Raw genomic sequence first — 15,284 nt, forward strand, 5'->3', positions numbered from 1 at the left:
CGGAAGCCGGGAACAAATTTACCGGTGTTGTAGTTGACCATTTCGACAAGCTTGAGCGCCCCCGGCTCAACTTCGAGTTGACTCTCAGCCTCGGTTGAGGGCAAACTTGAGCGGAGGACGCTCACCAAGCGAAAAACGCGCGGTCATGGCCGAGATCAAGCACTCGGACAGAGCACCGCAGAACGAAAGGTAGGAACACTATGGCTCGTGCAGTCGGTATCGACCTCGGTACGACCAACTCGGTAGTAGCAGTGCTGGAGGGCGGCGAGCCCGTAGTGGTCGCCAACTCCGAAGGCTCGCGTACCACGCCGTCCGTCGTCGCATTCGCAAAGAACGGCGAGGTCCTCGTCGGCCAGCCTGCGAAGAACCAGGCGGTCACCAACGTCGATCGCACCCTCCGCTCCGTCAAGCGCCACATCGGCACCGACTGGAATGTCGAGATTGACGGCAAGAAGTACACGCCGCAGGAAATCAGCGCTCGCACGCTCATGAAGCTCAAGCGTGACGCAGAGGCTTACCTCGGCGAAGAAATCACGGATGCCGTGATTACCGTCCCCGCATACTTCGAGGACGCACAGCGTCAGGCCACCAAGGAAGCCGGCCAGATCGCCGGCCTCAACGTTCTCCGTATCGTCAACGAGCCCACCGCGGCTGCACTGGCATACGGCCTGGACAAGGGTGACACCGAGCAGACCATTCTGGTCTTCGACCTCGGTGGCGGCACCTTCGACGTCTCCCTGCTGGAAATCGGCGACGGCGTCGTCGAGGTTCGCGCAACCTCCGGTGACAACCACCTCGGTGGCGACGACTGGGACGAGCGCATCGTCTCCTGGCTCGTCGATAAGTTCAAGGCTCAGAACGGCATCGATCTGACCAAGGACAAGATGGCCCTGCAGCGTCTGCGTGAGGCTGCGGAGAAGGCGAAGATCGAGCTCTCCAGCTCGCAGAGCACCTCCATCAACCTCCCGTACATCACGGTCGACGCGGACAAGAACCCCTTGTTCCTCGACGAGCAGCTCACGCGTAGCGAGTTCCAGAAGATCACCTCTGATCTCCTCGACCGCACCCGCGCGCCGTTCCAGGCCGTGATCAAGGACAGTGGCATCTCCGTCAAGGACATCGACCACGTTGTTCTCGTCGGTGGCTCTACCCGTATGCCGGCTGTCTCCGACCTGGTTCGCGAGATGACCGGTGGCCGTGAGCCCAACAAGGGCGTCAACCCGGACGAGGTTGTGGCCGTCGGTGCTGCTCTGCAGGCCGGTGTCCTCAAGGGTGAGGTCAAGGACGTTCTGCTCCTCGACGTCACACCGCTCTCGCTCGGTATCGAGACCAAGGGTGGCGTGATGACCAAGCTCATCGAGCGCAACACCACCATCCCGACCAAGCGCAGTGAAACCTTCACCACGGCTGACGACAACCAGCCTTCGGTGCAGATCCAGGTGTTCCAGGGTGAGCGCGAGATCGCTTCGCACAACAAGCTTCTCGGCTCCTTCGAGCTCACGGATCTGCCGCCCGCACCGCGTGGCGTCCCGCAGATCGAGGTCACCTTCGACATCGATGCCAACGGCATCGTGCACGTGACCGCGAAGGACAAGGGCACCGGCAAGGAAAACACGATCAAGATTCAGGACGGCTCCGGTCTGTCCAAGGAAGAGATCGAGCGCATGGTCAAGGACGCCGAGGCTCACGCCGAGGAAGACAAGGCCCGCCGCGAAGAGGCAGAGGTCCGCAACCAGGCCGAGTCGCTGGTCCACCAGACGGAGAAGTTCGTCAAGGAACAGCGTGACGGCGAGAACGCGGGCAAGGTCTCCGAGGAGATCCTGACCAAGGTCGAGGCAGCGATCAAGGACGTCAACGACGCCCTCGCAGGCACCGACATCTCGGCAGTGAAGACCGCCGTGGAGAAGCTGGGCACCGAGTCGCAGGCTCTTGGCCAGGCAATCTACGAAGCCTCCGCAGCCAGCGAAGCCGGAAACACCGACGGCGCAGGCAATGACGACGACGTCGTCGACGCCGAGGTTGTCGACGAGCCTTCCGACTCGGACAAGAAGTGACCTCGGACAACTCCGAGAACAACCCGGTCGACCCCGAGACCGGTGCACAGGGAGAGGCGGCCGGCGAAGGCCGGCCGCCGCTCGACTCGGAAGACACAGGGGTAGTGCAGGAAGCCGAGGCCATCGTGGAAGAAGCGACGTTGGCTGATCAGTTGGCAGAACGCACTGCAGACCTGCAGAGCTTGCAGGCGCAGTTCATGAACTACAAGCGCCGCGTCGACCGCGACAAGCAGGTCGACATCGCCAACGCGAAGGCTTCCGTGGTGGGAGTGCTCGTCCCGATCCTCGACGATCTGGATCGCGCTCGTGCACACGGAGACCTCGAAGAGGGTCCGCTGCGAGCCCTCGCGGACAAGCTCAACACCACCCTCACGGGTCTCGGTTTGAGCGAGTTCGGCGCCGTGGGAGACGCTTTCGATCCCGAACTGCACGAAGCTGTGCAGCACGAAGGTGAAGGAGCCGACCCGGTCCTGAGTGTGGTCATGCGTAAGGGCTACAAGTTCGGTGACCGCGTCCTGCGACATGCGATGGTAGGCGTTGCCGATCGAGTGGGCGACGAGCCGACCGACGGCAACGCGGCAGGCGCAGAAGAAGAATCAAAGTAACAGCGAGAGGAGGAGACGCCCAGTGAGTCAACGGGAGTGGATCGAGAAGGACTTCTACAAGGAGCTGGGCGTCTCGTCCTCAGCTTCGGCCGACGAGATCAAGAAGGCGTATCGCAAGCTGGCTCGGGATCTGCATCCCGATGCCAACCCTGACGATCCCAAGGCCGAAGAGCGCTTCAAGGCTGTCAGTGAAGCGAACACGATCCTGTCGGATCCGGAGAAGCGCAAGGAATACGACGAAGCCCGAAGGCTCTTTGCCAGTGGCGGATTCGGCCCCCGGGCGCAAGGCGGCGGTGGCGGATTCAACCCCGGCGCCGGCGGCTTCGACATCAACGACCTGTTCGGCGGCGGTGCCGGCGGTCAGGATTCAGGTCTCGGCGACATCTTCGGTGGATTGTTCAACCGCGGCGGCGCCGGTCAGCGAACCTCGTCCGCTAATCGTCCGCGTCGGGGCAAGGATCTCGAAACCGAAACCACGCTCGGGTTCCGCGAAGCGGCGCTCGGTGTCACGGTTCCGCTGCGGATCACCAGCCCGGCATCGTGCACCACGTGCCACGGCAGCGGCGCAAAGCCCGGCACAAGCCCGCGAGTGTGCCCGCACTGCAACGGAACCGGTGTCATCAACCGCAACCAGGGTGCCTTCGGATTCAGCGAGCCGTGTGACGATTGCCGGGGAACCGGTTCCATCATCGACTCGCCCTGCGAGGACTGCCACGGCAGCGGCGTCACCAACCGCACCCGCACCATCACGGTGCGCGTGCCGTCCGGCGTCAGTGACGGTCAGAAGATCAGGCTCAAGGGCAAGGGCGAAGCGGGACTCCGCGGCGCTCCCGCCGGCGACCTGTTCGTCAACATCCGGGTGCGTCCCGACTCCGTGTTCGGACGCAACGGCGACGACCTCACGGTCACCGTGCCGGTGAGCTACGGCGAACTGGTTCTCGGTACCACACTGTCGGTACCGACGCTGGAAGGCCGTGTCGGCGTCAAGGTTCCACCAGGAACTGTGGACGGGCGTGTTCTGCGGGTTCGCGGACGCGGCATCCCGAAGCGGCCTGAAGGAGCCGGCGATCTGCTGGTCACTGTCAAAGTGTCTGTCCCGCAGAAGCTGGACGACGCGGCGATCGAAGCGCTCGAGACCTATCTCGAAGCAGAGAAGGCGAGCGGATTTGATCCACGGGCCGGGTGGGCCGGTGTGTGATGACCGAGCAGCCGAAGAATCAGAGAGACGTATCGCTTGACCCCGATGCTCAGATCTTCGTAATTTCCGTGGCCGCCGAACTGGCGGGCATGCATGCGCAGACCTTGCGCAACTACGACCGTCTCGGATTGGTGACCCCGCACCGCACCACCGGTGGCGGGCGCCGTTACTCCCCGAGAGATGTTGCGCTTCTTCGTGAGGTGCAACGCCTTTCGCAGGATGAAGGCGTCAATCTTGCCGGAATCAAGCGGATCATCGAGCTGACAAATCAGGTCGAGGCTCTGCAGCATCGAGTTCGGGAAATGGCTGAAGAGATCGCCAAGGTCCATGCCGGCTACCGCCGGGAACTGGTGCCGATACCGCGCAACAATGCGTTGGTGGTGTGGAAACCGCGTAATCAGCGGTAGCGCGTAGCAGCACGAACTCACGGCCCGGTGGCCTTTCGAATCACAGGATTCGCAAAGGTCACCGGGCCGTTTTGCTGCGTTCTTTTGATGATTTTCATGTACTTCCACCCAGCGGGAATTGCCCTGTCGAGACGGCCTGAATGTGCATAGCGTTCGCCTGGATGGCCCGTTTGACGTTAGCCAGATCACATCCTATGCTTCGAACCCAAGCAACCGCTTGCTGGATTATCAAGCGGGCGCTTGGTCGACTGATGCCCAAAACGGGGTGTGTCCATCGGTCGGGCTAATTCCACGTCAGGTATTCGCCTGACGTTCGATACAAATGGGTTCTAGGAGTGCGGACATGAAACGTCGGCCTATTCTTGTGGCGGCAGTTGCTGCGACGGCGGCTCTGACTCTCGCGGGTTGCAGTGGCTCCACTGATTCGGAAGGCGGAGCGGACTCGCCCTATCGGGTTCTGCTGACCGGCGGCATCAGCGCCCAGGGCGTTCTGGCGGCGAACTCGCAGACCTCGCTGCTCGCGACCAAAGCCGGCGTCCAGGTCCAGAACGCGGCAGGCGGTATCGATGGTCGTCAGATCGAGTTGACGACGGTGGACGATGCAGGCGACGCGACCATCGCGGTGACCAAGCTGCGTGAGGCGATCAACTCGGGCAACAAGCCGGACCTCTACCTGAACTCCGGCCCGTCGTCCATCGCGGCTGCGGTGCTGCCGATCCTCAAGCAGAACAACATCCTGTCGATGAGCATGGCGCCCTCGCCCGATTCCACGGACCCCGCGAAGTTCCCGCTCAACTTCGACCTCGCACCTGGTGCGACGGATACCGCTCGCGGAATCTCCGAGTACGCAAAGACCAAGGGTTACACCAGTGTCGGAGTTCTGCATGGCAGCACCGCCTACGGTGAGCTCTTCGGCGAGGAGATGACAACCGAGCTCGGCAATGCCGGGCTGAAGGCCGCCGGAAACGAAGAGTACGACGCTGCCGCTCTGGACATGACGGCACAGTTGCAGTCGCTCAAGAACTCCGGGGCCACGGCAATTGCGTTGGACGCGTACGGCGCCCCGCTCGGATACGTCCTGCAGAGCCTCGAGCGTCTGGGCTGGGATGTACCACTGATCGGCAACACGTCGGTCTCCGCGACCAACCTCATCGCCAATGATCCGCCTGCCGGCGTCCTGGGCACTCCGCAGGTGAAGAACCTGGTGACGCAGGTCTTCACCAGCACGGTGTTCGATCCGAACAACGAACTGGTCAACACGATGGTGGACACGATGGCATCGCTGGGTTCCATCCCGTCCACGCTGATCCTCGCGGACAACTACGACGCGTTCCCCCTGGTTGCGGCCGCAGCGGAGAAGGCCGGCAGCTCGACCGACCCGAAGAAGCTTGCCGAAGCACTGGAAACCTCTGAGGTCCAGGAGAATGCCAAGACGGCGTTCCTCTCTCGCTACAATTTCAGTGCCGACAACCACGGTCCGAACCCGAATACCAGTGAGCTGCAGTTCATCAGCCCCACGAAGATCCTCAACGGCCAGTTCGGAAACCCGGCCGCCTCATGACAATTCTGTGGTCCGGGTTGGCGCTCGGCGCGGTCTACGTGCTCGTCGCCATCGGATACAACATCGTTTTCGTTTCCTCCAACACGTTCAACTTCGCTCAGGCTCAGCTGATGATGGTGGGCACGTTTGTCGCCTACACCGGGTTGGTCACTCTGAAACTCCCCGTACTCGTGGTGGCGGTCATGGCCACCGTGACGGTGATGCTGTTGGCAGCAGTGGAGGAGATCATCGCGATCAGACCGGTCGCCGATCATCAGAATCAATTGGTGACAACACTCGGCGTTGCCACCCTGCTCAACGGTGCGACGCAGTTGATCTGGGGCAGTGAGCCTCTCACTGTTCCGTTCTTCGGCTCCAACGATCCCATCACCTTGCTCGGCGGCCGAACCTACCCGGTGGAGATCGCCCTGCTGGTCGCGGCGATCGCACTGGTCATCGGCTTGAGCTACGTCTCGAAGAAGACGATGACGGGCCTGGCCCTGATCGGAATCTCCGAAGACCGCGAGGCGGCGATGCTGCGCGGCGTCAACGTACGACGGCTGGCACTGGGAGCGTTTGCCTTCTCCGGTGCCTTGGCCGGCGTCCTCGGACTCCTGGTCGGTCCCAAGACGTTTGCGGTCGCGACCTTGGGTGCCGCGCTGGCACTGAAGGGGTTCGTGGCGTTGGCGATCGGCGGATTCGGCTCTCTGCCAGGCGCTTTGATCGGCGGGCTGACCGTCGGTCTGGTGGAATCGTTCACCGCGCTGTGGGCGGGCAGCCAGTACAGCAATATCGCCGTCTTCACGGTGCTGATCGTCATCTTGATGGTCAAACCAGCCGGATTGTTCGGCAACGTCCGAGAACGGGTGGTATGAAATGGTAAGCGCGTGGCGGACTTTCCGTTCCCTTCCGAGTTGGATCCTCCCGCTGGTCCTGGCTGCGGTGATCTTGCTGCTGCCCGTGATGGGGCTCGACCTGTCGACGTCGCGGCAGATTCAGTTGGCGTGCATCCTGGCGCTGGTGGTCAGTGGCTTGAACCTGAGCCTCGGCTTTGCCGGTGAACTGGCACTCGGGCAGGCCGCGATGTACGCGGCCGGCGCCTACACGGCGGGTCTGATGTCGCAAGCCGGTCACACCGACATCCTGGTCCAGCTCGCTGCCTCCGGTGCGGTGGCTCTGGGCGTCGGCATTCTGACCGGTGTTCCCGGTCTGCGCCTGGGCAATTGGTCACTCGCCATGACGTCGTTCTTCCTGGTGCTGCTCGTGCCGGACGTACTGGCGATCTTCGGCGGCAAGACCGGTGGCCGAAACGGTCTCACCGGCATGGAGCCTCCGACGCTTTTCGGTTCCGAACTCGACACCCAGCAGTACTACATGGTGGTCGTCGTCGTGACCGTCCTCTGGTTCGCGGTGATGCGCAACCTGGTGGTCTCACGCCACGGCATCGCGTTCCGCACCCTCAAGCAGTCGCCGGTGTTGGCGTCCTCGCAGGGTGTGTCGGTCTTCCGGATGAAACTGCTCGGCTATGCGATCGGCGCGTTCCCGGCCGGTCTGGCGGGTGCGTTGTTCGCCAACACCGACCTGTTCATCTCGCCGGAAGCGTTCGGGTTCACCTTTGCCACAGCAGTTCTGGCGGCATCGATCCTGGGCGGCGCGGCAAGCGTGTACGGCGCCGTTGTCGGTGCTGCGATCATGCAGCTCGGGCCCAATCAGTCGACGGCGTTCCAGGAGTACTCGCTGATCTTCTACGGCGGCTTCCTGATCATCGGTGGTGTGCTGCTCTCGGGTGGATTGACGAAGGTCGGCCGCTCGATGGTCTCGAAACTTGATCGCAGGGCGGGTCTGGGCGCCGTACTTCCGAAGGAGGATGGCAGCGCCGCAGTCGAACTGGCGCCGATCAACGGTGCACGGTTGGTGGTCGACGGAGTGTCCAAGGCGTTCGGTGGCAACCAGGCACTCAACGCCGCGACCCTGAGCGCGGAGGCCGGTAAGGTCACCGCGTTGATCGGACCCAACGGTTCGGGTAAGACGACCATGCTCAACATGATCTGCGGGTTCTACACCGCAGATGCCGGCGTGATCACGATCGGCGACACGGTGGTCTCCCAATCCTCACCGCACACGGTGGCGCGTGTCGGTGTCGCTCGAACGTTCCAGACTCCGACGATTCCCGAGAACATCACGGTCCTGGAAGCTGTTGCCTCCGGACGCTATTCGGTGCACCGGGCGTCGATGGCGTCGGCTGTGCTGCGGTTGCCCAGCTTCCGCAAGGTAGCGAAAGCCGACATCGTCGAAGCCGAGCGGGTGCTCGAGTTGGTCGGGATGTCGCACCTGCGCAACGAGATCGCGACGTCGCTGCCACTGGGTATGCGTCGTATGCTCGAAGTTGCCCGCGCCGTCATCGCCGAACCGCGAGTCGTCCTCTTCGACGAGGTGGCGTCAGGACTCGACGAGGACGAACTCGAACGCCTGGCAGACCTGATCCGGGTGCTGCGCGATGCCGGGGCCACAGTGGTGTTGGTAGAGCACAACTTCCGGCTCGTACTCTCACTCGCCGATGAGATCGTGGTGTTGGCGCAGGGTCAGGTGATCGCCACCGGCGATGCTGCGGCCATCGAACACCACCCACGCGTCTTGAGCGAGTACCTCGGGGTGAAATCCGGTGACGAACAAGCGCTTCTCGAAGAAATCGGTGCCGTCGACCATCAGAGCAGTGAGGTGAAGTGATGGAACCGATTCTCAAGGTCCGCAATCTGCAGACCGGGTACGGCGATCTGCGCGTCGTCTGGGATGTCTCGTTCGACGTCTATCCCGGTCAGGTGACAGCTCTGCTCGGTCGAAACGGCGCCGGGAAGACCAGCACGTTGCGTGCTCTGTCGGGGCTCAACAAGGTGGCCTCTGGGACCGTCGAAATGGACGGCGCCGACATCACCGGAGTTCCCGCGCACAAGCGGGTGCGCCAAGGAATGGCGTACGTGCAGGAGGGCAAGCGGGTCTTCCACAAGCAGACCGTGGAGCAGAACCTTCTTCTCGGCGGGTACACCCGCAAAGTGAAACGCGGCGAGCTCATGGAATCGGTGGAATCCATGTACGAGATGTTCCCGATCCTGGGGGAGAAGCGTGCGCTTCCCGCCGGTTCCATGTCGGGTGGTCAGCAGCAGATGCTCGCGATCGGCGCGGCGTTGATGGCGCAGCCGAGGTTGCTCCTGCTCGACGAACCTTCGGGCGGTCTCGCTCCCGTGATCGTCGGTGAGGTGATGGACCGCGTCCAGCAACTCAAGGAAACCGGGTTGGCGGTCCTGCTGGTGGAGCAGGCCGTCGAAGCGGCGATGAGCGTCGCCGATCACGTGACAGTCCTCGACATCGGCAAGGTGGTTCTCGACGCCGACGCCAAGGACATCGACGACCTGGCAGTTCTCAAGGACGCGTACTTCGGACGCGTCTGAACAGCGGCGAAAAGGACTTCAGCCCGGCCACCACGGCCGGGCTGAAGTTGTCTCCCGCTCCGTGGCACGGCCCGTAGCCAGCCGTCGAGCATGCGCCTACCGTCGTCGAACAACTCCTGTGAGAGGCAAACTCGATGACTGCTCCTGATGTGCTCGCTCCGGCAAAGCTCGGTCCGGTGACCCTGCGAAACCGCATCATCAAGTCCGCAACGTTTGAAGGCAAAACTCCCGATGCACTGGTCACTGACGACCTGATCGAATTTCATCGACGCCCGGCAGCAGGCGGCGTTGGAATGTCTACCGTCGCGTACTGCGCCGTTGCGCCCGAGGGGCGCACGGAATACGGCCAACTATGGATGCGGCCCGATGCCCTGCCCGGACTGCGACGGCTCACCGACGCGATTCACAGCGAAGGTGCGGCCGCGTCCGCTCAGCTCGGACACGCCGGCCCGGTCGCGAATCAGAAGTCGACCGGACTGCCCGCACTTGCACCGTCGAGCTCATTTAATCCGTTGAGCATGAGAATGATTCGCACCGCCACCACCGCGGACATCACCCGCATTGCTGCCGCACACGGCAGCGCCGCACAACTTGCTGTCGAGGCAGGATTCGACGCAGTCGAAATCCACTTCGGCCACAACTACTTCGCGAGCTCGTTCCTGAGCCCGAAACTGAACCGTCGCAAGGATTCCTACGGTGGATCGCTCGAGAACAGGGCCCGGGTTGTTCTCGAGACCGCACGCAGCGTTCGTGACGCTGTCGGCGACAAGATTGCAATCTTGGCCAAGCTCAACATGGATGACGGTGTGCCAGGCGGATTCTGGGTGGACGAAGCGATTCAGGTGGCGCAGTGGCTGGAGGCGTCCGGCAGTGTCGACGCGTTGGAATTGACGATGGGCAGTTCGCTGCTCAATCCGATGTACCTGTTCAAGGGTGACGCGCCGATCCGTGAGTTCGCTGCCGCGATGCCGCAACCGGTTCGACTGGGTGTGCATCTCGTGGGTAAGAGCATGTTGCATGCGTATCCCTACAAGCCGCTGTTCATGCTGGAAGAGGCTCGGCAGATCCGTGCGGCGGTGAAGTTGCCGCTGGTGCTGCTCGGCGGTGTCACGGACAAGGCGGGGATGGATACCGCGATGGCGGAAGGATTCGAGTTCGTCGCGATGGCCCGCGCCTTGCTCCGTGAACCCGACCTGGTGAATCGGATTGCGGCAGAATCGGATACCCGATCGCTGTGCATCCACTGCAACAAGTGCATGCCGACTATCTTCAGCGGTGCGCGCTGCGTGCTGGTCGAACGCGCCTGAATGCTCCAGAACGGTTGCGGCCCGACATCTTCGTGATGTCGGGCCGCAACCGTCCGAAGGGTGAATTTACTCGGCTTGCTTGATCCAGTCCGTGGCATACATCGTCATGGGACCGAAGAACTCGTGAACGACGTCGTTGACCGCTTCGAGTCCGCTTTCGCTGTTTGTCATGATCACAACACTGCGACCTGTCTCGGGGTAAGCGATGAAAAAGGCTTTGAACGCGCCGTTGTCGCCCCAGTGCCAGATCGCCTTCCCGAGTTCGTTCTCCTGCAGACCGATGCCGAGGCCCCACTTGATGTGGTCGATCGCGTCTTTGTTGCTGCCACCGTGGTCAGCGCTGCCAGCAGCGGTGAACATCATGTCCCGAGTTGCAGGTTCGAGTCCTTCGCCTGCGAGAAGTGCTCCGCGCAGGAACTTCGAGTAGTCGCCGGCCGTTGTCTTCAGAGTGTACGCGACGTTTGCCCGGGGAAAATTGCGCAGGGCCTTTGCCGTGCCGTCGGCGGTATGACCGACCGCGGTGACGGCCTCGAAGGCCGGGTTGGTCAGTAAGTCGCTGCTTGTCATTCCGAAACGCTGGAAGACGCGCTGCGAGGCAAGTTCCGCAAACGATGTGCCGGTGAGCGACTCGACGGTCTTCTGCAGGTAATAGAAGCCTTCACCCGAGTATGACCACTGGGTCCCGGGTTCGAAAGTAGTACTGACCGGCGTGGTCTCGAACTCTGCACTCGATGGGCCGGTCGCCCAGTTGGGCAGGCCGGTGGTGTGCGTCAGCGCCATTCTGGCGGTGATCTTGTGGGCTGCAGGATCGGCAGCGATGCGTGGGTATTCAAAATACTCGGACAGTGGCCGATCGAGATCGATGACACCCTCGTCCACCAGTTGGAGGACAACGTACGACGCCACCACTTTGGTCAGTGAGGCGGCCTCGAAGACGGTATCCGACGTGACGGTGCTGCCGGTCTCGATGCTCGAGACACCGTAGTTGAACTCCTGTCGTCCCTTGCCGTCCGTGTACACGACCTGTGCTCCGGGAATGCCATGCGCGGCAAATGCTGCGTTGATTCGCTGCGCTAGCGCGGGATCCGTGCTTCCGCTCAGGGAACCGGTATCGAGAAAGGCAGATCCGGTGGTAGGGAAATTGATCGGCTGAGCCCCGGCGCCGACTGCGGTCGAGATAACGATTGCTATGGAAAATGTTGCGGAAAGTGCAGGTATTAAAACCTTGCGTTGAGCGGACTTCACAAAGACCTTCTTCGAATACAGGGCTGATGGGACTCCCGAATGTTAGGAGACCCGTTTGCCTGTTTTCCCAGGTGTAACTGCGGGGTCATTAACTCTCAACGCGATTGAAACGAGTCAGGCGTGATCATGACTGCCCATCCACCGGGAGAAGCCGTTCCGGAACCGATGGAGCAACTCGTACCGTTTCCGGCATGACCGATCCTGATATCTCCACCGCACCACTCGACGTCGTAGTCATCGGCGCCGGCGTCGCAGGCCTGTACGCCATGTACCGACTCCGCAAGCAGGGACTGCGTGTCCACGGCTTCGAAGCCGGCTCCGGAGTTGGTGGAACGTGGTACTTCAACCGCTACCCGGGGGCTCGCTGCGACGTCGAGAGCTTTGATTACTCATTCTCATTCTCCGAAGAGCTGCAACAGGATTGGGACTGGAGTGAGAAGTACGCTGCGCAGCCCGAGATTCTCGAATACCTGGACCACGTGGCGGATCGGTTCGACCTGCGGAGCGGTTTCACCTTCGACACGCGGGTGAAGAGCGCGCAGTTCGAAGAGGAATCGGCGCTCTGGCGAGTGCAGACCACCACCGGGCATGACGTCACCTCACGTTTCGTCGTGTGCGCCACTGGCAGTCTCTCGACGGCGAACATGCCGAACATCGACGGGCGAGATTCCTTCGCGGGGGATGTTTTTCACACCGGGTTCTGGCCGCACGAAGGCGTCGACTTCACTGGAAAGCGAGTGGGTGTCATCGGCACCGGATCGTCGGGAATTCAGTCGGTGCCTCTGATCGCCGAGCAAGCCGATCATCTGTATGTGTTCCAGCGATCGGCGAATTACAGTGTCCCGGCTGGAAACACACCTCTTGACGACGCACGCCGCGCCGAGATCAAGGCAAGCTATGCCGAGCGTCGCGCGCTCAGCAAGCGCAGCGGCGGCGGCTCCCCGTTCATCTCGGACTCGCGAAGCGCGCTGGAGGTTCCTGAAGACGAGCGGACCGCAGCGTACGAGGAACGATGGCGCCTCGGGGGAGTGCTGTTCGGCAAGACATTTGCCGATCAGACCAGCAACCTCGAAGCCAATGACACGGCACGCGAGTTTGCCGAGTCCAAGATCCGTTCCGTTGTGGAAGACCAGTCGATCGCGGATCTCCTGATCCCGAACGACCATCCGATCGGTACCAAGCGCATTGTGACGGACACGAACTACTACCAGACGTACAACCGGGACAACGTCACCTTGGTCAACCTGAAGAAGGCTCCGATCGAAGCAATCGACGCGACCGGGATCAAGACCACCGAATCTCACTACGACCTGGATGCGCTGGTGTTTGCCACCGGATTCGACGCGATGACCGGTGCACTCGACCGAATCGACATCCGTGGACGCGGCGGGGAAACCCTGCGTGAGAACTGGCATGCCGGGCCGAGAACGTATCTGGGACTCGGGGTCAACGGATTCCCGAACCTCTTTGTCGTGACCGGACCAGGCAGCCCGAGCGTTCTGTCGAACATGATCCTCGCGGCAGAACAGCACGTCGACTGGATTGCGGACGCAATTGCCCATCTCGACGCGAATAATCTGACCACCATCGAACCCAGCGTCGAAGCAGTCGACGGATGGCTCGAGGAGTGCTCACGTCGAGCGTCGGCCACACTGTTTCCTTCGGCCAACTCCTGGTACATGGGTGCAAACATTCCCGGCAAGACGCGGATCTTCATGCCCTTCATCGGCGGGTTCGGCGTCTACAGCGACATCTGCGCGGACGTCGCGGCGCAGGGATATCGAGGCTTCGAACTGAACAGCGCGGTCCACGCATGAGGCGGCTCGAGGGCGCGCGCGTGCTGGTGACCGGGGCGGCCGGCGGCATGGGGCGTGCGCACTGCATTCGGCTCGCCGAGGAGGGTGCGTCGGTGATCGCGTTGGATATGGCGGCGTCCGGACTCGATGAAACCGCTTCGGCCGTGCGTGATCTCGGCGGCGCGGCGGTCATGGGCATTGCCGACATCCGCAACTACGAGGAACTCGCAGCAGTGGTGGCGGACTGCGTCGCCGAAATCGGCGGGCTGGACGTCGTTGTTGCCAACGCAGGCGTCTACGACACGCCCGGACCTACGTGGACCATCGACCCGTCCGTGTGGAACCGTTCGCTCGACGTCAATCTGACCGGAACCTGGCACACCGTGAAAGCGTGTGTTCCGCACTTCGGCAACGGCGGATCGGTTGTTCTTGTCAGTTCGACGGCAGGAATCAAAGGCATTGCCGGAGCGGGTCATTACAGTTCCGCCAAGCACGCCGTCGTCGGACTGGCTCGAACCCTGGCCAACGAGTTGGGAGCGCAGAGTATTCGCGTCAACTCAGTGCATCCGGGTTCGGTGCGAACACCGATGATCATCAACGAACGGGTATTTGCGAACCTGTGTCCGGGCATCGAGAATCCCACGGAATCCGACGCCGCGGCCGTCCTGAGTGCTCGAAACTTGTTGCCAGTGCCGTGGGTTGATCCGGTGGACGTGAGCAACGCCGTGCTGTTTCTTGCGTCCGAGGAGTCCCGCTACATGACCGGCTGTCAGTTGGTGGTCGACGCCGGCCTGACCCAGAAGGTGTGAACTGATGAGACTCGAGGGAAAGATCGCACTGGTCACCGGTGCGGCACGGGGAATCGGACGGGCTCAGGCCGTGCGTTTTGCCGAAGAGGGCGCAGACATCGTCGCGGTCGACGTGTGTGCCTCGGTGGACACGACGCTCACGCCGCCGTCGACCGAAGCTGATCTTGCGGATACCGTCGCGCAGGTAAGGGCTCTGGGACGGCGCATCGAATCAGCGGTGGTGGATGTTCGTGATCTCGAGGCGCTGCGAAGTGCTGTCGATTCAGCGGTCGGAACACTCGGTGGACTCGACATCGTCTGCGCAACAGCGGGTATCACGTCTTCGGACAGTGCCTTGGCGATGTCGGAAGACATGTGGCAGACGATGCTGGACGTGAACCTGACCGGCGTGTGGCACACCACTGTCGTCGCTGCGCCGCATCTGATCGCGCGGGGTGGGGGATCGATGACGCTCACCAGTTCCATCGCCGGGCTCAGAGGGCTCGTCGGTGTTGCGCACTACACGGCAGCCAAGCACGGCGTCGTGGGCTTGATGCGGTCACTGGCAAAGGAATTGGCGCCGCACAACGTGCGCGTCAATACCGTGCACCCCACCAACGTGGATACACCGATGATTCAGAACCCCGCGGTGAGCAGTAAGTTTCGCCCCGATCTGGAAAATCCGACGCGCGAAGAGTTCGCCGAAGCGGCGATGACGATGAACATGCTCGCGATACCGTGGATCGAGCCGGTAGACGTGGCAAACGCGGCACTGTTCCTCTCCTCCGACGAGGCCCGCTACATCACGTCCGTCGCATTGCCCGTGGACGCGGGTAGCTCGTCCCGTTGAGATCCGTCACGGTGTGTAGCGTCGGTTCCACCTAACCGAAAGGCGCAC

Annotated in this window: 13 protein-coding genes; 12 read left to right on the forward strand and 1 reads right to left on the reverse strand. The window is 62.2% G+C overall.

Annotated elements, in window-relative coordinates; all coding sequences use genetic code 11:
- Nucleotides 1–200: 200 nt before the first annotated feature.
- From dnaK to RG2_RS02215, 9 genes are all read left to right on the forward strand, one after another.
- The gene (gene dnaK, locus RG2_RS02175; protein WP_033235710.1) at nucleotides 201–2,054 is read left to right on the forward strand and encodes a molecular chaperone DnaK; all 1,854 of its coding nucleotides are present in this window, start codon (nucleotides 201–203) and stop codon (nucleotides 2,052–2,054) included.
- Complete coding sequence (gene grpE, locus RG2_RS02180; protein WP_033235709.1) at nucleotides 2,051–2,659, forward strand: nucleotide exchange factor GrpE; 609 nt, start codon at nucleotides 2,051–2,053, stop codon at nucleotides 2,657–2,659. The genes dnaK and grpE overlap by 4 nt, the downstream gene beginning before the upstream one ends.
- Nucleotides 2,660–2,681: 22 nt before the next feature.
- Nucleotides 2,682–3,857: a molecular chaperone DnaJ gene (dnaJ, locus tag RG2_RS02185; protein ID WP_033235708.1), complete on the forward strand. Its 1,176-nt coding sequence runs from the start codon at nucleotides 2,682–2,684 to the stop codon at nucleotides 3,855–3,857.
- Nucleotides 3,857–4,264: a heat shock protein transcriptional repressor HspR gene (locus RG2_RS02190; protein ID WP_033235707.1), complete on the forward strand. Its 408-nt coding sequence runs from the start codon at nucleotides 3,857–3,859 to the stop codon at nucleotides 4,262–4,264. Before dnaJ ends, RG2_RS02190 begins: the two co-directional genes overlap by 1 nt.
- Nucleotides 4,265–4,607: 343 nt before the next feature.
- Complete coding sequence (locus RG2_RS02195) at nucleotides 4,608–5,825, forward strand: ABC transporter substrate-binding protein (RefSeq protein ID WP_033235706.1); 1,218 nt, start codon at nucleotides 4,608–4,610, stop codon at nucleotides 5,823–5,825.
- Complete coding sequence (locus RG2_RS02200) at nucleotides 5,822–6,679, forward strand: branched-chain amino acid ABC transporter permease (RefSeq protein WP_033235705.1); 858 nt, start codon at nucleotides 5,822–5,824, stop codon at nucleotides 6,677–6,679. The genes RG2_RS02195 and RG2_RS02200 overlap by 4 nt, the downstream gene beginning before the upstream one ends.
- Nucleotide 6,680: 1 nt before the next feature.
- Complete coding sequence (locus RG2_RS02205) at nucleotides 6,681–8,531, forward strand: branched-chain amino acid ABC transporter ATP-binding protein/permease (protein WP_033235704.1); 1,851 nt, start codon at nucleotides 6,681–6,683, stop codon at nucleotides 8,529–8,531.
- Nucleotides 8,531–9,250 (forward strand): ABC transporter ATP-binding protein, encoded by a 720-nt coding sequence (locus RG2_RS02210; RefSeq protein WP_033235703.1) that lies wholly within the window; start codon nucleotides 8,531–8,533, stop codon nucleotides 9,248–9,250. The genes RG2_RS02205 and RG2_RS02210 overlap by 1 nt, the downstream gene beginning before the upstream one ends.
- Before the next feature lie 134 nt (nucleotides 9,251–9,384).
- Nucleotides 9,385–10,557 (forward strand): NADH:flavin oxidoreductase, encoded by a 1,173-nt coding sequence (locus RG2_RS02215; protein WP_033235702.1) that lies wholly within the window; start codon nucleotides 9,385–9,387, stop codon nucleotides 10,555–10,557.
- A gap of 66 nt (nucleotides 10,558–10,623) precedes the next feature.
- Here RG2_RS02215 and RG2_RS02220 read toward each other — a convergent pair whose 3' ends face one another.
- Complete coding sequence (locus RG2_RS02220) at nucleotides 10,624–11,802, reverse strand: serine hydrolase domain-containing protein (protein ID WP_033235701.1); 1,179 nt, start codon at nucleotides 11,800–11,802, stop codon at nucleotides 10,624–10,626.
- A gap of 191 nt (nucleotides 11,803–11,993) precedes the next feature.
- Here RG2_RS02220 and RG2_RS02225 point away from each other — a divergent pair, with 191 nt between their 5' ends.
- From RG2_RS02225 to RG2_RS02235, 3 genes are read left to right on the forward strand one after another with little or no spacing between them, the layout of a single operon-like run.
- Nucleotides 11,994–13,619 (forward strand): flavin-containing monooxygenase, encoded by a 1,626-nt coding sequence (locus RG2_RS02225; RefSeq protein WP_033235700.1) that lies wholly within the window; start codon nucleotides 11,994–11,996, stop codon nucleotides 13,617–13,619.
- The gene (locus tag RG2_RS02230) at nucleotides 13,616–14,407 is read left to right on the forward strand and encodes a mycofactocin-coupled SDR family oxidoreductase (RefSeq protein WP_033235699.1); all 792 of its coding nucleotides are present in this window, start codon (nucleotides 13,616–13,618) and stop codon (nucleotides 14,405–14,407) included. The genes RG2_RS02225 and RG2_RS02230 overlap by 4 nt, the downstream gene beginning before the upstream one ends.
- A gap of 4 nt (nucleotides 14,408–14,411) precedes the next feature.
- Entirely contained in the window at nucleotides 14,412–15,236 is an 825-nt protein-coding gene (locus RG2_RS02235) for a mycofactocin-coupled SDR family oxidoreductase (RefSeq protein ID WP_174557323.1), read from the forward strand.
- The last annotated feature ends 48 nt before the right edge of the window (nucleotides 15,237–15,284 follow it).

The sequence above is a fragment of the Rhodococcus globerulus NBRC 14531 genome (assembly GCF_001894805.1).
GTDB lineage: Bacteria > Actinomycetota > Actinomycetes > Mycobacteriales > Mycobacteriaceae > Rhodococcus_F > Rhodococcus_F globerula.